The organism is Amycolatopsis azurea DSM 43854 (assembly GCF_001995215.1).
Lineage (GTDB): Bacteria > Actinomycetota > Actinomycetes > Mycobacteriales > Pseudonocardiaceae > Amycolatopsis > Amycolatopsis azurea.
This window is the reverse complement of record NZ_MUXN01000005.1, coordinates 99,791-119,634: the sequence shown is the minus strand read 5'-3', so window position 1 is coordinate 119,634 and position 19,844 is coordinate 99,791. Positions and strand designations below refer to the sequence as shown.

Below are 19,844 nucleotides of genomic sequence, written 5' to 3'. Positions count from 1 at the left end.
GCAGGTATAAAAGTATGGCTCAGGGCAGCGTTAAGTGGTTCAACGGCGAAAAGGGCTTCGGCTTCATCGCTCAGGACGACGGCGGACCGGACGTTTTCGTGCACTACTCGGAGATCCAGGGCAGCGGCTTCAAGTCCCTGGACGAGGGGCAGCGCGTCGAGTTCGAGATCGGCCAAGGTCAGAAGGGCCCGCAGGCCCAGCGCGTCGTCGCCATCTGACTTTTCTCCACCTCGAAGGCCTCCATCCGTTCCGGGTGGGGGCCTTCGGGCGTTTTCGGGACGGGTCACGGTCACTCGGCCGTGGATCACAAAAACGCGAAATCGTGTGCTCAGTGAGCTGACAACGCGCGAAAGCGCTGGTTGACGCCCTTCCCGACTGCCTCCACTGTGGGTTTCCTCTCGCCGGTTCCGCGAGAGGAAACCGAACTCATCAGTGGAGTTCAGCATGCCTTTTTCCGTTCGTCCGTCCCGTCTGCGCGCCCTGGTGTCCGTCGGTCTCGCGGCCGCCTTGGTGTCCTTCGGTGCCCCTCCCGCCGGCGCCGATCCGGGTTTCTACGAGCCGCCGTCACCGCTGCCGCAGGGCGCCGACGGCGACGTGGTCAAGACGCTGCCGTCGACGTTCACCGGCGCCAAGTCGACCAGGGTCATGTACCTGAGCCGGGACACCGCGAACCGCGCGATCCCGGTCACGGGCACGGTCCTGGTGCCGGACAAGGCGTGGAGCGGGCCCGGGCAACGGCCGATCGTGGCGTACGCGCCGTTCACCGCGGGTATGGGTGACCAGTGCGCGCCGTCGAAGGCGCTGGCGGGCGAGGGCGGCGATTTCGTGTCGTCGTTCCAGAGTTCCTTCGTGACTTCTTTGCTGGACAAGGGTTTCGCGGTCGCCCAGACCGACTACCAGGGACTCGGGACGCCGGGTGAGCACACGTACGTGGTGCGGGAGGCCGAAGCGCACGCCGTGCTCGACGTCCTGCGTGCGGCGCAGCGACTGCCCGGCACCGGGCTTTCGGCCGCGTCGCCCGTGGGTGTCGCGGGCTATTCGGAAGGCGGCGGTGCGTCGGCTTCGGCCGTCGAACTGGCGCCCGCGTACGCTCCCGAACTCGACCTGAAAGGCGCCTACGTCGGAGCTGCTCCCGCGGACAAGGCGGTGCTCGCGAAAAGCCTCGACGGCGGGATGTACGTCGGATTCCTGGGATACTCGCTGATCGGCCTGAACGCGGCCTATCCGGAAGCCGGGATCCTGGACCTGGCCAACGACGCCGGTAAGCAGCTTTTCGACGAGGCGCGCACCACCTGCACGCTGGACGCCGTCTTCAAGTACATGTACAAGAACTCCAGCCAGCTGACCAAGGACGGGCGGCCGGTCTCGGCCTACCTGGAACAGGAGCCCTTCCGGGGGATCGTCGCGGCCAACCGCATCGGGACGCTCAAGCCCGCGGCGCCGGTGCTGGTCGAGCACACGCCCAACGACGACGTCATCCCGTCGAGCATCGGCAAGCAGCTCGGCAAGGACTGGTGCGCCAAGGGCGCGAACGTGCGCTTCCAGGACATCCCGTCGTTCAGCCCGGTCTTCTCCCACGTCCTCGGCATCACCGGTGCCCAGGGCAACGCGGCGAACTGGCTGGCCGAACGGTTCGCGGGGAAGCCGGCGACGGGGAACTGCGGCCAGTTCTAGACGACGAGGGCGGGGCATGGGCGTCCCAGCCGCCCATGCCCCGCCCCCGTCACCGCCTTTCCAGCTGTTCGGCCAGGTGATCGATCTGCGCGGTGAGTTCCTGCTTGCGCTTGGCCCGGCCCATGCGCTCCTCGTTGTCCATGTCGCCGGTCTTGGTGCGGAGCTTCTGTTCCGTACGCTGCGCCAGGATGTCGAGATCGACGCTGTCCCGGCGCTCGTAGAGCGAGACGTGCTTCGTGTGCAGGCGCTTCGCGGACTCCAATTGCCGTGACACGAGGATGTCGTAGCAGGTGGTGCCGCCCATGAGCTTGCTGAAGACCGGCATGCAGTCGATCGCGATCAGCAGGAGCCGTAGCACCCAGCCGGCGACGGACACGGCCGTGCTTTCAGCCGAGAGCCGGTCGAGCGCGTCGATCTCGTCGAGCAGACCACGATCGTCGAGATTCGCCCTCTTCGCGTCTACCTTCGCGGTGATCGCGCGGCTGATCTCGGTTTCGCTGCTCGCCCTCGCGGTGGACAGCTGTCCGTTCAGGGCGGTCACTTTGGCGTTCAACGCGACCAGATCGGCGTGCTGCTTGTCGAGCTGGTTGTCCGTCCGGAACTGATCGGCCTTCTGCCGGTTTCGAAGGCATTCCCCGCCTTCGCCGCGGTCCCCGGTCAACCCCGGCCCGGACTTGCCGGCGCATTCGTCCCTGGCGAGTTGCTCGAGCTCAGCGTGCTTGCCGTCCAGCTTGCCGAGGGTCTCCTGTGTGTCTTTGCTCAGCCGGGTCGTGTCGCCGAGTTCGGCCTGGATCGCAGCCGGGCTGTTCGGGATGTTCACCAGGTAACCGGCGCAATCCGGAGTCCCGGTGGGTTCGCCGGTCGGCGGATTGCACCGCCGCAGCACGCCCTCGTAGTCCTCCACCACCTTCTTCCGGTGGTCGTCGATGTTGTTGTGGATCGACGGCTGGAAGACCCACAGCACGAGGGGTTCGGCGATGGCGGCGCCGAGCAGCAGCGAGATGATGATGCGCGGCAGGAACAGCCGGAGCTTCGAGACGTGCTGCACGCCGTGCGTGCTGGAGATCAGCCAGCCGTCGAAGGTCATGATGAGGTAGGCCCACAGCGCACCGAACGGCAGCAGCATCCACCAAGCGCCACCCGCGACGCTGTGCAGCGCGACCACCAGGGACAATCCGGCGAGCAGGCCCGTGTTCAGCACGATCGCGCCGAGCCTGGTGTACCGGGACCGTTCTTCCGGCACCCAGTCGAGGATGTCCTCGCGGATCCCGGCGAGCTTCCGCAGCCGCCTGGCGACGCCGAGATCCGGGCGGACCGGCCGGTAGAGACCGACGGCGGAGTCGTTCGGCAGGGAGGACCGCGCCGCCGGATCACCGTTCGTGACCGGCGGGTCGGCGAGGTCAGTCGGCATCTTCTTCCCTCACCTCGACGTCGTCGACGCGGTCCTCGTCGGTCGGCTGCTCGGGCTTCGACGGCAACTCGCCCACCGAGCGGTCGGCCCCGTTGTCGCGGAGGTATTTGTTGACGACCCCCTCGAGTTTGAGGTTTGCCGTGTCGAGGGCTCCTCGCTGGACGAGGTCCTTGATAAGGGTGACTTCCGCTTCGAGTTGGCGGTTCTTGTCCTCGCGAGCCCACTCTTCGAGCCGCCGCTCGTCCTCACGCTTGAGTTCCATCCGCTGCGTGTGAAGACGCCGGGATTCCCGCTGGTCCTCGCGCTCCACTTCCCACTTGTTCCGGGTCGCCTCCTGTTCCCATGCCCGGCGCTCACGGGAGTCCTCCCGGTCCCATTCCCGCTTTTCCCGGGACTCGGCCCGGCTCGCTTCGAGCTGCTCCTGGTCACGGCGGAGGACTTCGTCGGCGAAGTCCTTCGCGCTGATGTCGCCCCGGGACAAGGCGAAGATCAACGCGCTTTCGGGCCCGGTTTCCAGGGTTTCCCGTTCCTTCTCGTACTGGTACCGCTCGAAGTCGCGCTGGTTCGCGTCCAGGCCGAGCGTGTGCCGCTGGGAACGGACCTCGTCGAAGTGCTTGTACTTCGTTTCGTCGTTCTGCAACGTGTGCTGGTTCTCCTGCTCGCGCAGGGACTTGTGCAGCGCCGAGACCTCTTCCGGGGTCAGCAGTTCGACACTGGCGAGGTTCGCGCCGACTCCCACGAAGACGGGCGGGTAGATCGTGGTGAACGCCTTCACCTGGGCGTTGAGCTTCAGCCGGGCCTGATTGATCTCGGCAAGGGAGAAGTCGAGGCCGAGTTCGAACAGCCGGTGATGGCCTTTGAGATAGCCGCGCAGGGCAGATCGGAGGTCCGGCGAGCCTTCCCTGACCACCGCGGCGGCGTCGTTGACGGAACAGACGAAGGTGACGCGAAGCGTGAACATCCCCGCGTCCTTCGACGGGATTTCCAGTTCCACCACCACTTCGACGTTCTGGGCGACGTCGACGAGGCTCACATGCGAAGCGGCGATGACGTCGGGTGAGTCGAGCGGCAGCGCGGCGTTGTCCAGCACGTACTCCCCGCTGATGCGATAGACCAGGCGATGGTTCGCGCTTCCCGTCGGGATCTCTTCGAGTGTCCGGGTCCGTTTCGGACCGAACAGCCGCCGAGGTGCCACCGGCGTCAAGGTCCGCTGCTCGACAACCGGGTAGGGGACGTTCATCGGGTTTCCTTCCTGACCGTGTCTTCAGGGATGAGTGCTTCGAGCAGGGTGGTGAACAGGACGGCCACGACCTCGTTGTTCTCGGCGCGCTCCCGTTTCGTGAGCAGGCGCATCTCCGCTTCGAGGCGGACCCGGTCGTCCGCGGTCATCTCGGCGGCGAGCGCGCCGCCGAGCCGCGCCGCCTCCTTCGCCGGTTCTTCGTGATGGTCCGAGATGTCCTCGACCGCGTCGCGCAGCGAGCGGATCGCGTCACGGCGCGTCGGCGAATTGCCCAGGATGGCGACCCACAGCTTCGCGACCACGCCGATGCGCTCGGGGGATCTCTCGAGGTGGCGCAGGAACGCACGACGTCCGCCGGTGTCGTCCTTGATCGACAGCACGGCGAGTGTCGCCTTCATCGCGACCGCCTGCATGACGACGTTCCCGCCAGGGCTGCGGAAGCGCCTGAGCTTGCCCTCCAGCGTGCTCAGCACGATGCCGGCGTCCGGGGTGTTGCTGGCCAGCGAGCTGAACAGTCTCGCGAGCGCGAACGAGGGGTCACCGGAGGACGTGTGCGGCTGGGTGCAGAGCTGCCACAGCCGATTCATCGCCTCATGCGGGAATCGCCTGCCGAGGTCACCACTGAAGGCCACCGCCGCGGTCCAGCGTTGCGCGGCGTTGCCGCTGTTGATCCATCGCGTCGAGGTTTGTAGCGCGGCGGGAGCGAGCTCGTTGCTGACGGCCATGGTGGACAGGACCAGGATGGCTACCCACTGGCCTCGTAGGCCGCGGTCGCCACGAGACCACGGTTCAAGGAGTGTGCGGACCTCGGCGAAGGCGACCTCGGCCAGGTGCGCGAGCCCGAACCCGACCTTGACGTCGAGGACGGCCATGCGGTTGAGCCATTCGCGGAACGCGTCCCAGAACGCGACCTCCATCCGCTCCCACAACACGGCGAGCACGTGCCGGTGCAGTGAGTTCGACGCGAAGGCCAGCTCGGTGCGCGGCCCGAGTTCCGAGGTGACCGTCCGGCGCACGATGAGGCTGTCCGGTCCGGTGAGCTGATGCCGTCGCTGCGGGAGGCTGGTCTCCTGCGGCACGTCCTCCGTGCTCTCCGGCTCGGGCATGTGGACGAGCAACTGCTGTTCGAGCGAGGCGAGCACCGACTCGAAGTGCCGGTCGTCTTAACCGAGCGCGAAGGACAACGCAGTCACTTCGGCGATCTGCCGCCGGCTCGGCTCCTTGTCGAACCACGCGCACACCTTGCTCCGCGCGGTCTGGTCGAGATGTCCGACGGCGTTCGCCATGGACTCGCCGTCGGTCAGCCGTTTCGCGAGCTGGACGACGTCCCGCATGCGGATCGAACCGGCGAGCGACTTTGTGAGCGTGTCCAGGTCGTCCTCGGACAGCGGTACCGAAGTCCGTCTGACGAGCACGTCGTCCGGTCGCGGTGGTTCCCAGCCGACGTGCTGGACAGCGACCATTGGAAGGGACGGCGGGGTGGTCGTCGTGACCACCAGGTACGCGCCCGCCTTCACCAGCCGTTCGCGCACCATCCGCCATTCGAACTCTTGCTCGGCGGTCGTGGGCACGACGATGTGGTCGACGAGGGCGTAGCCGGACCCTTTGTCGTAGTCGCGCTCCCCGAGCTCGGTGAGGTCCAGTTGCGGCGAAAGAAGGATGAGCGGCCCGTCGGTCCGCTCCCTCAGCAGCACGATGGCGCTGGCGCGTTTCCCGACGTCCGCGGGCCCGTGGAGCACGACCGCGTTCTCGTTCTCCAGCGCCTTCGAGGCGAGCGGGTAGCAGTCTGGTGGCACGTAGGTCGTAATGGCCTCCGTGATGTCCTGGTCGGTGACCCGGCCGGTCGCCCGGGCACGGCTCGAGGACGTCCCGTTGTCCACCCCGAAGAGGGCGGTCTCGATCTTCATCGTCGACGGCGATAGGTAGGTCTGGACGTGGTTGACCGTCTCGGCGTCGAAACTCGTCGCCGCGGGCCCCTCTTCAGGGTCAGGGGGTTTCGGGTCCGGGTCGTCGGTCACTGGGACCTCCGGTTGTCGACGCCGAAGAGGACGTACTCGCCTGTGATCGATCCGCTGACGTTGTTGACCACCTGCGGCGCCGGGGTGGTCCGGGCCTGCTCGGTCTCTTCAGGACGCTCTGTCGCCTCAGGCTTCTCGTCGACCTCGGGATCGCCTTCGGTGAAAGGGAATTCCTTGGGCTCGGGCACGAAATCCCTGTCGTCACGCAAAATTCTGGCGTGCAGGTCCCACATCTGCTGAGGTACGTCCAAACCGGACTCCTGCAGGTTCTTCCGGTACTGGTCGAAGGTGTCCAGCGCGTCCTGCTGCCGTCCCATCGTGTGAAGGGCGTACATCGTGAGACTCGCGATCCGGATGTCGTCCGGTTGCTCTTGGAAGAGCCGGATGAGATCCGGGATGTGGTGTTCGGCCCGGCCCAGCTGGGTGTCGATACGAAAGAGCATCAGTTCCGCCCTCCTGCGCAGTTCCATCAGAGACTGTCGATGGGGGTCCAGCCGGTGCTTTCCCAGACCGGACAGGGGGTCGCCGCCGCAGCGGACGAGGTGCTCGCGAAGCAGGCCGGTGACGGTCCGCGGATCCATGTGTTTTGCTTCGTTGAGCAGTTTTTCGAGCTGCCGCGAGTCCACGGCTTCGGCCGGGACCTTCAGTTGGCAGACACCGTCGCGATTGACCAGGGCCTCGCCCATGTCGAGCTGGGTGAGTTGCTGGCGAAGAAGCGTCATCGCGCGGTGGAAGAGGTTCACCCCGGACTTCGGCAGTTCCTCCCACAAGTAGTCCAGCAGGACGTCTCGCGGCACCGGCTTTCCTTTCGCCAGCAGCAGTCTGGCCGCCAGGGCACGTTCCCGCTCCCCGCCCAGGGAAAAGCTCTCCCCGTCGATGGTCGCCTCCACGTGCCCGTAGAGGTGGAACATGACGGTGTTTCCCTGCCGGATCTCGAGCTCTTTCGTCATCTCTCGCCTTCGGCTTCCGTCGACACGAACGATCGCGGGAGCGGATCGAATCGGGTCGGATATCCAGCCGTCCGTGCAGCCGGATGTGCAGTAGGTGATGCAGCTGTTCGTGCAGTTCCACGGGCCAATCTGACTTCGTACGGCGGCAACGGGTCGCCGGAGAAATCAGGAGGATGTCATGAACGCCCACATCGAGAATTGGATCCGCGCGAACGCCACTTTCCGGAAGAGTAGCCGTTCCAATGAAGGGAACTGCGTGGAGGTGGCCAAGACCGAGATCATCGGTGTCCGCAACTCCAACGATCCTGAAGGGCCGCTGGTGTTCTTCACCCGCGCCGAGTGGGTCGCCTTCGCCGACGGAATGCTCGCCGGCGACTTCGACCAGATTCTCTAGCGCAGGAAGAGATGGCGGGATGGCCCGATCCGGGCCATCCCGGCCACTTTTCCCTCTCCCTCCCCGGTGAGGCCTGTTTCGTTTTTCGAAAAGAACGGGTTGGAATTCTAGTGATTAGTTTCGGTTCTAAGGTTCGAGGCGACGGAATCCAGGAATTTCCGCGCCTCGTCGTCGAAAATCGCCATCTGCTGGAGAAGGTTCCAGCGAGCGCGGTAGATCTGCACGTGTTTCGCCGCGCCCGTTCTCATCTCGCCGTGGATCATCTCGACGAGGACAGAGGAGTCACGTTCACCGCCGTCGCCTTCGTAGATGTCGAAGCCGTGGGTCGTGAGCGTGGTGGCCGTCGTGTGGAGGGGGATCAGCCCGATCCTCACGTTGCCCAAGGTGCTGAGTGACGCGATGCGGTCGAGCTGGGCCAGCAGCAAGGTGGTCGAACCCGGCCGCCAGCGCAGGGCCGACTCGGTGATGAGGAACTCGAAGTGACGGCCCTCGTCGTAGAGTGCGAGCTGCCGGTGCACCCGCTTCGCGACCTCCGCACGGAGATCGTTGTCGGCGTATTGCCTGTGGAACAAGGTGATCACCCGGCGCGCGTACTCCGCGGTCTGCAGCAGTCCGGGCACGACGGAAGGCTGGAAGATCTGGAGCCGGGTCGCCACGGACTCGTGTTCTTCGGCTCCTTCCTGGAGGACGCCGGGCTGCTCGAGTGCTGAATGCCAAGGGTGCACCTCGTTGTAGGCCGCCTCGGTCAAGGCCGTCAGTCGCTTCTGGGTCTCGACAGGCACGCCTAACTCCTTTCCCCACGTCGTGACCTCCGGAAGCGACGGGACGACGGCGCCCGCCTCGATGCGTGACACCTTGGACTGGCTGATGCCAACCCGTTGTGCCAGATCCCGGCCGGAAACACCGGCGAGATCCCGCAATCGCCGCAGCTCGGCCGCCAGCTGCTCTCGTCCTGTCGGCGCCGGGCCCAACTCGTCAGAGAAGTCCATGACGCTCTGAAATCTCCCGTCGGTAAGGCGACGGGGCGACTCGGAATGATTCGTTACGAGTCATTCCAGCAGTCCCGTCAGGCGGTGTCAAGCTTCGACATGAGGCCAAGATCAACCACCATTGGACTACTCGTGGGTACGTGTATGCCTCAGTCGGCGCAGCGATCTTGGTGCTCGTTGACACACTGTAGCACGGATGATTCAATTTGATTCAAAATGATTCAATACCGGTGGCCGGAGGAAGATCATGCGCGTCTGGTTCACGCTCTCGTACGTCGCCAAGCTGATGTTCGCGGGATTCATGCTGGGACTCTTCGTGGGTCTCGCGCTCGTGGGGTAGAGCCGGAAGGCACCCGTGAGGAGGTCGGCCGGGCTCATTTCGGGCCCACGGCGACGCGCCCCACCACTACCGATATCGTCGATGCATGCTTGTGATCGTTCGTGAGCAGCCGTGCGGCCGGACGCGGTGAGCCGCTCCGCCCCGGAGCCCGAGCAGGTCGGGCGGAAGGTGCGGTTGCGCGAGGTCGGTCTCCGGGACCGGCGGGTCCTGATGGGCTTCGACCGCGATATGGCCCGCGAGGCGTCGACGCTGATCGGCGGCGGGCACCGGCATTGGGCCTCGCACCGTTCGGGTTCCGCGGGCGACGACATCCACTTCGGCATCGAGACGGTCCGCGGCCGGATGCTGGTCGGTTCGGTCTGCACCATCGGCGCCGACCCGGTGACCGGTCACTTCGGTTACGGCATCGGGATCGCCCCGCGGCACCAGCGCTGCGGCTACGCCACGGACGCGATCACCGTCCTCCTGGCGCACATGTTCGAGCAGCGCGGCTTCCGCAAATGCGAGGTCACCGTCTACGGCGGCAACCTGGCGTCGCTTTCCCTGCACGCCGGCCTCGGCTTCCGCGAGGAAGGCAGGCTGCGCGACACCGAAGTGGTGCGCGGCGAGATCAAGTACCTGGTGCGGATGGGCATCACGGCGGAGGAGTTCGCCGCACGCCCTTCGGACGGCCTCGGCGACTTCGGGCGCCGCGGGCAGCACCGGCGGCCCCGGCGCGGCAAGCACTGGCGCGCGCCCGCCGCGGTCACCGGCTGATCAGCCCGGACTCGTAGGCGAAGACGACGGCCTGAACACGGTCGCGGAGGCCGAGTTTCGTGAGGATGCGGCCGACGTGGGTCTTCACCGTTCCCGGCGACAGGAACAGCTTCTCGGCGATCTCGGCGTTGGACAGGCCGCGGGCCAGCTGGTGCAGCACCTCGTTCTCACGCCCGGTGAGCAGGGCGAGCCTCTCGTCCGGAGCGGGCGCGGGCAGGCCGGTGACGACACGGTCGAGCAGCCGCCGGGTGACGGTGGGCGCGAGCGTCGCCTCACCGGCGGCGACCACGCGGACGCCGGAGAGCAGGTCCGGTGCCAGCGCGTCCTTGAGCAGGAAGCCGCTGGCCCCCGCCTGGAGCGCGGCGTAGACGTATTCGTCCAGGTCGAAGGTGGTCAGCACCAGGACGCGGGCGCGGTGGGCCGCGGCGATCGCGGCGGTGGCTTCGACGCCGTCCATCTCGGGCATCCGGATGTCCATGAGCACGACGTCGGGATCGAGGTCCGCGACCAGCCCGATGGCCTCCGCGCCGTCACCGGCCTCGCCGACGACGTCGATGTCTTCCGCGTTGTCCAGGATCATCCGCAGGCCGGTGCGCACGAGCGCCTGGTCGTCGGCGATGACCACCCGGATCGTCATGACGGCAGGGTCGCGCGGACGGTGAAGCCGCTTTCCGGCCGCGATCCCGCCGTGAAGGTGCCGCCCAGTACGTTCACCCGTTCCCGCATCCCTTCGAGGCCGTGCCCGGTGCCGGACGGTGCTTCCGCCGAGACGCCGTCGTCGGACACCTCGATCACCAGCGTTCCCGGGTCGTACCGCATCACGATAGTCACCGACGCGCCCGATCCGGCGTGTTTCAGCACGTTCGTCAGCGCCTCCTGCACGATCCGGTAGGCCGCCAAGTCCACTGTGGACGGAAGCGGCCGAGGCTCGCCTTCGACCCGGAAGTCGACCGGCGTGCCCGCGGACCGGACGTCGGCGACCAGCCGCGGCAGGCGTTCCGCGCCGGGCTGAGGCTCCCAGTCCGGCTCGTCTCCTCCGAGCGCGCCGAGGAGCCGCCGGATCTCGCTCAACGCGGTCCGCCCGGTGCCGACGACGGCGTCCATCGCCTCCCGTGACCGCTCGGGCCGCTTCTCCAGTTCCGCTTGGGCGCCTTGGGCCTGCAACACCATCACGGAAAGCGCGTGCGCGACGACGTCGTGCAGTTCGCGGCTGATCCGGCCGCGTTCGGCGACCACGGCCAGCGCGGCCTGGGTGTCCCGCTCGCGTTCGAGATCGGCGGCCCGTTGTTCCAGCACCGCCAGGCGGATCCGGCGCTGCCGTGTGTTCAGTCCCGCCAGCCACGCCACCGTGAGCGACAGCCCGATGCCCGGGAAACCGCCCCAATCCTGTACTTGCCTGTGGTCGGTGTCGACGTCGAAGGGCGCCAACGGGTCGATGATGATGATCCGCGGCGGCCGCGGGGCCGGTTCTCGCGAATTCGCCTGGGAGGCGTGGAACGACCACGCTCCGGCGACCAGCAGTCCCGCCGCCAGCAGCGCCAGGGAAAGCCGTCGCGATCCCCAGGCCGCGACGGAGAAGAGACCGATCAACGCCACGACGTCGACCGGGCGCAGATCGTTGCCCATGGCCAGATGGAGGAGTGAGACCGCCGAACCGGTCGCGAACGTGATCGTGGGATTGCGATGCCGGACCAGCAAGGAAGCCAAGGCCGCCAAGGAGGTCAGCCACCATTCGACGCCCTCGGGATCATCGGCCGAGACCACAGTGGACAGTCCGATGAGTACGACCAGCCCGAGGTCGACGGTCCTGGGGTGACTTCTGAGGTTGGCCAGCACCAGCCGAGCGTAATCCCGCGACGGACGCAGCGGATCCGCCTCGCGGCAGACATCGGGATACGACCTGCGGCAGACGCGCGAATACACCGCACGGTCCCAGGCTGGGGAGCGGAAGATCCTCGACAGAACGGAATCCCCATGAGAAGGCTTGTCGTCGCAGTGGCCGCCCTCGTCGGCATGGTGTCCCTCGCGAGCCCGGCTTCGGCGGTCCCGCGGCTGACGTTGCCGCCGCCGACCGGCTCGTATCCCGTCGGCTCCACCGACCTGCACCTGGTCGACCAGGCGCGCAAGGACCCCTGGGTGCCGACCGGGCCGCGAGAGCTGATGGTGTCGATGTTCTACCCGGCGCTGCTGCCGGTCGGCCCGAAACGGCCCTACCTCACCCTGGCCGAGGCCAAGATGTTCCTGGCCGGATCGGGCCTTCCCGACATCGACCCCGCGCGGGTCGCCGGGACCCGGACCAGCGCTCGCGTCGACACCCCGCCCTTGCCGGGGAAACGCGCGCTGGTCGTCCTGTCACCGGGGTTCAACAAGCCGCGCACCACGCTCACCGGGCTGGCGGAAGACCTGGCCAGCAAGGGTTTCGTCGTCGCGGTGATCGGCCACAACTACGAGGCATTCGGCACCGGCTTCCCCGACGGGCACGTCACCGACTGCGTCGCGTGCGGTTCGGACTCGAAGCTGCTCCCGCCGGTGCGCGCCGCGGACGTCTCGTTCGTCCTCGACACGCTGACCAGGGCTTCTTCGCCGTGGTCCCGGCTGATCGACCGGACCCGGATCGGGATGACCGGGCATTCCATCGGCGGGTACAGCACGCCGGCGGCGATGGTCGCGGACCAGCGGATCCGGGCGGGCGCCGACCTGGACGGCAGGCTGTGGTCGCCGATCCCCGCGTCCGGGATCGACCGGCCGTTCCTGCTGCTCGGCCGCGAAAGCGAGTACACCCCGGCCGGCCCGGACACGACGTGGGCGGCCAACTGGCCGAGCCTCACCGGCTGGAAGCGCTGGATCAGCGTCGCGGCGGCCGTGCATCCGTCGTTCACCGACGTCGGCGTCCTCGGCGAGCAGCTCGGCCTGAGGGAGCCCGGCGCGCTCGACGGCGAGCGCGGCATGCAGCTGACCAGGGCTTATGTCTCGGCTTTCTTCGACAAGCACCTGCGTGGTGGACGTCAGCCGCTGCTCGACGGGCCGGTGGCGGCCAACCCCGAGATCAAGTTCTGGAACTAGCGCGGGGAGACACCGGTGAGGTCGGCGGACAACTGCCAGAGCCGCGCGGCCTCACCGGCGTCGATCGCGTAGGGGCGCACGCCGACCCATTCGCCCTCTTCGTGGGCGATCTCGGCGACGTCGCAGTCCTCGCAGTAGAGCCCGCCCATGCCGTCGAGTGACGGTGACGTCGCCGTCCAGACCTGGGTGGCCGCGCCCTGCTCCGGCGACTTGAAAGCCGGGTCGGCCTGGTTCCCGTGCTCGTCGATCCAGCCGCGCTCGACCATCTCCTCCTGCCGCAGATGCCGTTGCAGGGGAGTGAGGATGGCGCCCGGATGCAGGCTGAACGCGCGGACCCCGTGCTCGGCGCCGAGCCGGTCGAGGTGCACCGCGAACAGCACGTTCGCCGTTTTGGCCTGGCCGTAGGCGAGCCACCGGTCGTAGCCGCGCTCGAAGTGGACGTCGTCCCAGCGCATCGGTGAGGAATGGTGACCGGAGGAGGCCACCGTGACGACGCGGGCGCCGCCGGACGCCGTCAGCGCGGGCCAGAGACGGCCGACCAGGGCGTGGTGGCCGAGGTGGCAGATCGCGAAATGCGACTCCCAGCCGCGGCCGACCCGCCGTTCGGGCGCGGCCATGATCCCGGCGCCGGCGATCAGCAGATCGACCGGGCGTCCCGTGGCGAGGAACCGGCGGGTGAAGGTCTCGACGCTCGTCAGGTCGGCGAGGTCGAGTTCGCCGACCTCGGTGCCGGAGATCCCGGCGAGGGCGGCCTCCGCGTCGGCCGGACGGCGGGCGGGGACGACGACGTGCGCGCCCGCGTCGGCCAGAGCTCGGGTGGTTTCCAGGCCCAGCCCCGAATATCCGCCGGTGACGACGGCGAGCTTGCCCGAAAGGTCGATCCCGGCCAGGACTTCCGCGGCGGTACTGCGCGCGTCGAAGCCGGACCCGATCTTGTGCTGTGCGGTGATCATGCGGCGAACGCTAGGAGCTAGAGGGCCCTCTAGGTCAACAGCTAGGGTCGTCCGCGTGACGGAACTCGCGATCGGTCAGGTCACCGACCGGACGGGCCTCAGCGTGCACGCGCTTCGCTTCTACGAGAAGGAAGGACTGCTCGCCGCGCCCGTGAAACGGGACGCGAACGGCCGTCGCGTGTACACCGAGCACGACGTCGAATGGCTGGTGAACTGCACGAAGTTCCGGGCGTCCGGGATGCCGCTCGCCACGATCCGCGAGTTCGCCGAACTCGTCCGGCAGGGGCCGGGGAACGAGGAGAAACGCCTGGAGCTGTTGCGGGCGCATCAGGACACCGTCCGCGACCGGATCGCCGAGCTGGCCGACTGCCTGGAAGTGATCAGCAGGAAGGTCGAGGTCTACGAGGAGCATGTCGCGCGGGGGACGGCGGACGCGCTCTGGCGGTAGTCGTCACGTTTCACGCGGCGGTCTCGTCCCAGGGACATGACGACACAGCTCACCAGGTTCACCACCCAGAAGACGATCCTGCTGAAGACCTTCAAACGGGACGGGACGCCCATCGGGACGCCGATCAACATCGCCGTCGAAGGCGATCACGCGTACATCCGCACGTATGACGCGGCGTGGAAGGCCAAGCGGATGCGGAACGATCCCCGGGTCGAAATCGCCCCGTCGACGTTCCGCGGCGTCCCGACCGGGGAACCCGTGACCGGGCGTATCCGACTGCTCGACGGTGACGAGGCGCGGCACGCGGCCGATCTCCTGGCCAGGAAACACCGGCTCCTGCACGGATTCCTCGTTCCGCTCTTCCACCGGCTGAAGAAGTACAAGACGCTCCATTACGAAGTCCGGCTCGACGTCAGTCCATAGTGGACAGACGACAGTACCCGATCGGTGCAACGTTTCGCCTGGCGACAGTCACGAGTGGCCCCTAAAGTTTGCCGCTCGTGACCTGCGAGGTGAGGCGATGAGATCCTTCGGCGCGGTGGATCCGGTCAAGCTGGCGCTCGCCGGGCTCACCACGATGGCTCTCGGGATGGCGGCCGCGCTCAACGCCGACGCCCTGCCGGTGATCGGCGGCGGCACGACCTATTCGGCCGAATTCTCCGACGCGGGCGGGCTGCGCGTGGACAACGACGTGCGGATCGCCGGGGTGAAGGTCGGCAAGGTGTCCGAGGTCGACCTCGAAGGCGATCGCGTGCTCATCTCGTTCCGGGTCAAGGACGCCTGGGTCGGCGACGCCACGAGCGCGTCCATCCAGATCAAGAACGTCCTGGGACAGAAGTATCTGGCGCTCGATCCGCGCGGTGAAGCGATCCTCGATCCCGGTGACGCGATCCCGCTGCGGCGGACCACCGCGCCATACGACGTCCTTGAAGCGTTTCGGGATCTGTCGCAGACCGTCGACGCCATCGATGTCGACCAGCTCGCGAAGAGCTTCGACGCGATCTCGACCACTTTCGCCGACACGCCCGCCGACGTCCGCGCCGCTCTCGACGGGATCTCGAAGCTCTCCGGCACCATCGCCTCCCGCGACCGGCAACTCCGGACGCTGGTGGCGAACACGCGGCAGGTCTCGCAGACCCTCGTCGACCGCGACACCGAGGCCCAGCGGCTGATCCAGGACGGCAACGCGCTCCTGCACGCGATCTCCACGCGGCAGCAGGCGATCAAGGACCTGCTCGACGGCTCGAAACGGCTCGCGACCGCCCTCGACGGCATCATCGCCGACAACGACGCGCAGCTCACGCCGGTGCTCGAACAACTCGACCGGCTGACGTCGATGCTCCAGCGCAACCAGGATTCGCTGGCCAAGGGGATCGCCGCGTTCGCTCCGGCGATCCGTGTGCTCACCAACGTCGCGGGCAACGGACGCTGGATCGACGGCTACCTGTGCGGACTGATCCTGCCCACGTTCGGGCCGCTCAACGACAAGGGTTGCTTCGAGAAGTGACCGGAGTGGTGTCGGCCAGCCTTCACGATGTCCCCAATGCCACATTGGAGACGCTGAACGTCTCCAATGTGGCATTGGGGACACTGAGCGGCCGCGACCGGCGCAGATCCGTCAGGGCTTCGTCCGCCGCAGCCAGAACAGCCCGATCACCGGCAGCACCAGCGGGATGAAGAGGTAGCCCTGCCCGTACACCGACCACACGGTGGCGTGCGGGAAGGCCTCGCGGTCGAAGAGGCTGAACGTGCCGACGGTCAGCACACCGAGCAGTTCGATCCCGCAGGCGACCAGCGCGATCCGCCACCAGCCCGCGCCGCGGCGCGCGAGGGCCACGGTGGCCAGGAGATAGACGACGGCCGCGAACGCGGAGAGGACGTAGGCCAGCGGGGCCTCGGCGAACTTGGTGCTGATCTGCACGGCGGCGCGTGAGGTCGCCGCCAGCGCGAAGATCGCGTACACGGCGACCAGGATCCGTCCCGGGCCGGAGGTCTTGTCCGGGTGGGTGTCCACCGTCTTCTCCTCGGTTTCTTCAGGCACTGGCGCCCGCCCAGACCTCGTGCAGCCGGAGCACCATCACCGGGATGGCGAGGCAGGCGATCCCGAGGATCGCGGTGCTCGACCGGGTGCGCTCGGCCAGCGCCCAGAAGGTCCCGAGCGGGAGCACGACCAGGCTGCCGATCAGGTAGGCGAGATAGGTGGCCATGCTGCCCGGGCGGCCACCGCCGATCAGCAGGACGACGCCGATCACGAGCTGGGCGACCAGGAGGAGTTCGACGACGGCGAGGCCGGCGAGCAGCGCGTTGTCCGGGAGTTTTTTGCGCACGGACTGCACGAAACTCCACATCGCGACCAGCGTCGCGCAGATCGCGACGGTCACCGCGAAGCCAGTGATCACGCCCGCCTCCTTACCTGCTCCACCGGCGACAACGTACCTCCGGGCCGATCACCGCCGACGGGCGACCGGTGGGGTGCGTGGCGGGGGCCACGGAGCGGGCAGTGGTCCAGACCTCGCGTGAATAGATCACGAAGCGCATCGGATTGGCGCTCCGTCAATTCCAGGGCGCCCAATTGCGATCGGTGGCGCCACCTGGGATTACGTCGCAGGTTCGTTCCTGTTACACACCGACCGGGTGGTTGAAATTCGAGTTGATCTCACGCTGGGTACCCCTACCATTCGGTAGGTTTCGAATTCACGTCCCTGAACAGCCCATCCGAACCCCCGGTATGGCGGATTGGCCGTTCGGTATCCGAAGGGTGGAATATTCACCATCGCGATGGTGCACATGGCCCATCCGATTGGTGCCGAAGGAGGGGGCCACTCGATGGACGTCCGGTACGAAGCGTATTGCTTCGCCGATCCTCTGTTCTTCGACGAACAGCGGGAAACCGGGGACGCCGCCGATGATTTCGCCTCCCTGCTGCCCGCTCCCGAGTCGGGTTGGCGCTCCGGGGTGCGCGGAGTGTGGCGGATGATGCACCCTGTTGATCGCAACCTTCCCTTGCAGGGCTGGAAAATCCACGTTTCGGCCGGGTTGGGCAACGCTGAGCGAGTGCTCGTGAAGGTGCACGAGCATTGTGTCGAGCACGACGTCTCCTACAAGCACCTGCGTTCGCGGGGCACACTGCTGGCGAGAAATTCTAAATACGCTCCGCGTGACGGAAGCGGAAAGTTGCTGACTCTTTATCCGGCTGACAACAACGAGCTCGAACGCGTTCTCGCTGAGTTGTCCGTGAAGCTGGACGGGGAGCCCGGGGCGTACATTCTCAGTGATCTACGGTATGGTGCCGGGCCGCTCTACGTCCGCTATGGCGGATTCGCAGAGCAATGGGTCGAACTCGACGGAAAACGTGTCCTGGCGGTGCGTAAACCGGACGGAACGCTGGTCCCGGACAAGCGCGAGCCGACCTTCTCCGTACCCGACTGGGTGACGATTCCGGAGTTCCTCGCGCCTCATCTCGCAGCTCGCAAGGGCGGCGGCGCGGATCAGTTCCCCTATCGTGTGAAAAGTTCACTGCACTTCTCCAACGGCGGCGGCGTGTACCTCGCCGACCGGAACACCGACGACGAGCGGGTGGTCCTCAAGGAGGCCAGGCCGTTCGCCGGCCTGGACCGCGACGAGATCGACGCCGTCGAACGCCTCCGCCGTGAGCACGAGGTGCTGGAGCGGCTGAAGGGCGTCGTAGGCGTCCCCGTCGCCTACGACCGGTTCACCGTCTGGGAGCACCACTTCCTGGCGATGGAGTACATGCCGGGCATTTCGCTCGGCAACTGGCTCGCCCGCAACTACCCGCTCACCCGGCGGGAGGCCACCGAGGCCGACATCGCCGAGTACACCGAACGGGCGCTCGCGCTGGTCCGGCGGGTGGAGAAGACGGTCGGCGCCGTGCACGACCGCGGGATCGTCTTCGGCGACCTGCACTCTCTGAACATCCTGGTCGACGGGGAGGAGGACGCGGTCTCGCTGATCGACTTCGAGATGGCGTCCGACGTCGAAAGCGGCAAACGGCCGGCGCTGGGCGCGCCCGGCTTCCGCGCCCCTCGGGACCGGAAGGGTTTCGAGGTCGACCGATACGCGCTCGCCGTCCTGAAGTTGTGGATCTTCCTGCCGCTCACCACGCTCCTGGAGCTCGCCCCGGCGAAGCTGCGCGGGCTCGCGGACTTCGTCCAGAAGCGCTTCGACGTTCCGGAGGGGTACGCCGACTCGATCGTCGCGGAGCTCGCACCCCGGAACATCCCGCCGCTGACCGGCGCGACCGAGCTGGATCAGGACGAACCGGACTGGGCGCTGGTCCGCAAGCAGATCGTCGAGGCGATCCTCGCCAGCGCGACCCCCGAGCGCACCGATCGGCTCTTCCCCGGCGACATCGAGCAGTTCCGCGTCGGCGGAGCGTGCTTCGGCTACGGCGCGGCCGGCGTTCTCCATGCCTTGCACGTCGTCGGTGGCGAGCGCCACCCCGAACACGAACGCTGGCTGCTGGACTCGATCCGTCGTGACCCGCCGGGACGGCCGGGGTTCTACGACGGCTCGTACGGGATCGCGTACGTCCTCGAAGAACTCGGCTACCGGGACGAGGCCACGAAGCTGCTCGCGGCGTCGGCGACGCTGGTCGAGCAGACCACCGACCACGGTCTGGAGGGCGGTCTGTCCGGCATCGGGCTCACCCAGCTGCATTTCGCGGTGACCCGTAAGGACAACGAGTTCGGCAGGCAGGCACTCGCCACCGCCGTCCGGCTCGCCGAAGCCCTCGAGACCGCCGATCCGCCCGGCGACTTCGCCAGGGCCGGGCTGCTCAACGGCTGGTCCGGCGCGGCGCTGCTGTTCGTCCGGCTTTTCGAGCGCACCCGCGAAGAGGGCTGGCTCTCCTTCGCCGACCAGGCGCTGGAGCGCGACATCGAAGAGTGCGCCGACTCCAACGACGGCTCACTGCAGGTGCGCGACGGCGAGACCCGGACGTTGCCCTACGTGGGTGTCGGCAGCGCCGGGATCCTCATGGTCGCCGAGGAACTGGCGAAGCACCGTCCGGACGCGAAGGCGTTGAAGAGCCTTCCTGGCCTGCGCGAAGCGTGCCGCGGCGAGTTCGTCATCCACCCCGGCCTGCTGTTCGGCCGGTGCGGGCTGATGACCGCGCTGGCGATGGGCGCCGAACCGGACCGGAAGGTCCGTGACGCCATCGACCTGCATCTTTCCCGGCTGGCCTGGTACGCGGTGCCGTACAAGGGCGGCCTGGCGTTCCCCGGCAACCAGCTGCTGCGGCTGTCGATGGACGTCGTCACCGGCGGCGCGGGCGTCCTGCTCGCCCTCGCCGCGACCCTGGACGGGAAGGCCGCGCTGCCTTTCCTGTCCTCCCGAACTGCCGTCCAGTGAGGACGGCGGACGAAAGAAGTAACTAGTGAAAGGGAACACCATGGAACTGGTTCTCGACCTGCAGGCCCTGGACACCCCCGAGGTTCTCGACGGTGGCCACGGCGGCAGCCACGGCGGCACCAGCAACCTGAGCCTGCTCGCGTCCTGCGCGGACAGCACCATCAGCCTGCTGACCTGCCACTGATCCAGGTCTGATCGATGAAGAGTGCGGGAGCGGCACAGGCCAAGTGCGCCGCTC

At 67.4% G+C, this 19,844-nt stretch carries 21 protein-coding genes; 10 read left to right on the top strand and 11 right to left on the bottom strand.

From position 1 onward, the window contains the following. Positions 1-14 precede the first annotated feature (14 nt). On the top strand, positions 15-218 hold the full coding sequence (locus B0293_RS08440) for a cold-shock protein (RefSeq protein WP_005149851.1): 204 nt from the start codon (positions 15-17) through the stop codon (positions 216-218). A gap of 226 nt (positions 219-444) precedes the next feature. Continuing rightward, the gene (locus B0293_RS08435; protein WP_052014226.1) at positions 445-1,674 is read left to right on the top strand and encodes a lipase family protein; all 1,230 of its coding nucleotides are present in this window, start codon (positions 445-447) and stop codon (positions 1,672-1,674) included. 49 nt (positions 1,675-1,723) lie between these two features. Here the strand turns inward: B0293_RS08435 and B0293_RS08430 are convergent, their stop codons facing one another. Genes B0293_RS08430 through B0293_RS08410 form a run of 5 tightly spaced genes read right to left on the bottom strand, consistent with a single transcriptional unit; the run spans position 1,724 to position 7,293 of the window. After that, positions 1,724-3,085 carry a DUF4407 domain-containing protein gene (locus B0293_RS08430; protein ID WP_005163319.1) on the bottom strand — a complete coding sequence of 454 codons (1,362 nt, stop codon included), beginning with the start codon at positions 3,083-3,085 and terminating at the stop codon, positions 1,724-1,726. Then, complete coding sequence (locus B0293_RS08425) at positions 3,075-4,325, bottom strand: hypothetical protein (protein WP_005163322.1); 1,251 nt, start codon at positions 4,323-4,325, stop codon at positions 3,075-3,077. The genes B0293_RS08430 and B0293_RS08425 overlap by 11 nt, the downstream gene beginning before the upstream one ends. Further along, the gene (locus B0293_RS08420) at positions 4,322-5,467 is read right to left on the bottom strand and encodes a hypothetical protein (RefSeq protein ID WP_005163323.1); all 1,146 of its coding nucleotides are present in this window, start codon (positions 5,465-5,467) and stop codon (positions 4,322-4,324) included. The genes B0293_RS08425 and B0293_RS08420 overlap by 4 nt, the downstream gene beginning before the upstream one ends. 21 nt (positions 5,468-5,488) lie before the next feature. Further along, a complete protein-coding gene (locus B0293_RS08415) occupies positions 5,489-6,343 on the bottom strand; it encodes a hypothetical protein (protein ID WP_005163325.1) in 855 nt (284 codons plus the stop codon). Beyond that, the gene (locus tag B0293_RS08410) at positions 6,340-7,293 is read right to left on the bottom strand and encodes an AfsR/SARP family transcriptional regulator (protein ID WP_005163327.1); all 954 of its coding nucleotides are present in this window, start codon (positions 7,291-7,293) and stop codon (positions 6,340-6,342) included. Before B0293_RS08410 ends, B0293_RS08415 begins: the two co-directional genes overlap by 4 nt. Before the next feature lie 178 nt (positions 7,294-7,471). Here B0293_RS08410 and B0293_RS08405 point away from each other — a divergent pair, with 178 nt between their 5' ends. Continuing rightward, positions 7,472-7,687 (top strand): DUF397 domain-containing protein, encoded by a 216-nt coding sequence (locus B0293_RS08405; protein WP_052014539.1) that lies wholly within the window; start codon positions 7,472-7,474, stop codon positions 7,685-7,687. Between the two features lie 107 nt (positions 7,688-7,794). Here B0293_RS08405 and B0293_RS08400 read toward each other — a convergent pair whose 3' ends face one another. Continuing rightward, entirely contained in the window at positions 7,795-8,676 is an 882-nt protein-coding gene (locus B0293_RS08400) for a helix-turn-helix domain-containing protein (RefSeq protein WP_005163335.1), read from the bottom strand. Positions 8,677-9,127: 451 nt separating this feature from the next. Between B0293_RS08400 and B0293_RS08395 the strand changes: the two genes are divergently transcribed. Beyond that, positions 9,128-9,772, top strand: a complete 645-nt coding sequence (locus B0293_RS08395) for a GNAT family N-acetyltransferase (protein WP_005163337.1) — start codon at positions 9,128-9,130, stop codon at positions 9,770-9,772. Here the strand turns inward: B0293_RS08395 and B0293_RS08390 are convergent. Both B0293_RS08390 and B0293_RS08385 read right to left on the bottom strand, forming a co-directional pair. Next, positions 9,762-10,409: a response regulator gene (locus B0293_RS08390; RefSeq protein ID WP_005163340.1), complete on the bottom strand. Its 648-nt coding sequence runs from the start codon at positions 10,407-10,409 to the stop codon at positions 9,762-9,764. The genes B0293_RS08395 and B0293_RS08390 overlap by 11 nt on opposite strands. Further along, positions 10,406-11,608: a sensor histidine kinase gene (locus tag B0293_RS08385; RefSeq protein WP_005163341.1), complete on the bottom strand. Its 1,203-nt coding sequence runs from the start codon at positions 11,606-11,608 to the stop codon at positions 10,406-10,408. Before B0293_RS08385 ends, B0293_RS08390 begins: the two co-directional genes overlap by 4 nt. Positions 11,609-11,746: 138 nt before the next feature. Between B0293_RS08385 and B0293_RS08380 the strand changes: the two genes are divergently transcribed. Next, positions 11,747-12,835, top strand: coding sequence for an alpha/beta hydrolase family protein (locus B0293_RS08380; RefSeq protein ID WP_052014540.1), 1,089 nt, complete (start codon positions 11,747-11,749; stop codon positions 12,833-12,835). Here B0293_RS08380 and B0293_RS08375 read toward each other — a convergent pair. Further along, entirely contained in the window at positions 12,832-13,788 is a 957-nt protein-coding gene (locus B0293_RS08375; protein WP_005163345.1) for an SDR family NAD(P)-dependent oxidoreductase, read from the bottom strand. The genes B0293_RS08380 and B0293_RS08375 overlap by 4 nt on opposite strands. 55 nt (positions 13,789-13,843) lie before the next feature. Between B0293_RS08375 and B0293_RS08370 the strand changes: the two genes are divergently transcribed. From B0293_RS08370 to B0293_RS08360, 3 genes are all read left to right on the top strand, one after another. Further along, a complete protein-coding gene (locus B0293_RS08370) occupies positions 13,844-14,236 on the top strand; it encodes a MerR family transcriptional regulator (RefSeq protein ID WP_005163347.1) in 393 nt (130 codons plus the stop codon). A 36-nt stretch (positions 14,237-14,272) separates the two neighbouring features. Beyond that, positions 14,273-14,659 (top strand): PPOX class F420-dependent oxidoreductase, encoded by a 387-nt coding sequence (locus tag B0293_RS08365; protein WP_005163349.1) that lies wholly within the window; start codon positions 14,273-14,275, stop codon positions 14,657-14,659. A gap of 97 nt (positions 14,660-14,756) precedes the next feature. Continuing rightward, the gene (locus B0293_RS08360) at positions 14,757-15,743 is read left to right on the top strand and encodes an MCE family protein (RefSeq protein ID WP_005163350.1); all 987 of its coding nucleotides are present in this window, start codon (positions 14,757-14,759) and stop codon (positions 15,741-15,743) included. A gap of 111 nt (positions 15,744-15,854) precedes the next feature. Here the strand turns inward: B0293_RS08360 and B0293_RS08355 are convergent, their stop codons facing one another. Continuing rightward, positions 15,855-16,277: a hypothetical protein gene (locus B0293_RS08355; protein ID WP_005163353.1), complete on the bottom strand. Its 423-nt coding sequence runs from the start codon at positions 16,275-16,277 to the stop codon at positions 15,855-15,857. Then, positions 16,270-16,635 (bottom strand): hypothetical protein, encoded by a 366-nt coding sequence (locus B0293_RS08350; RefSeq protein WP_039919153.1) that lies wholly within the window; start codon positions 16,633-16,635, stop codon positions 16,270-16,272. Before B0293_RS08350 ends, B0293_RS08355 begins: the two co-directional genes overlap by 8 nt. A gap of 427 nt (positions 16,636-17,062) precedes the next feature. On the opposite strand from B0293_RS08350, the gene lanKC reads away from it, so the two are divergent. Beyond that, positions 17,063-19,606, top strand: coding sequence for a class III lanthionine synthetase LanKC (lanKC, locus tag B0293_RS08345; protein WP_005163355.1), 2,544 nt, complete (start codon positions 17,063-17,065; stop codon positions 19,604-19,606). A 40-nt stretch (positions 19,607-19,646) separates the two neighbouring features. Further along, positions 19,647-19,790, top strand: a complete 144-nt coding sequence (locus tag B0293_RS43005; protein ID WP_005163357.1) for a SapB/AmfS family lanthipeptide — start codon at positions 19,647-19,649, stop codon at positions 19,788-19,790. Positions 19,791-19,844: the final 54 nt, after the last annotated feature.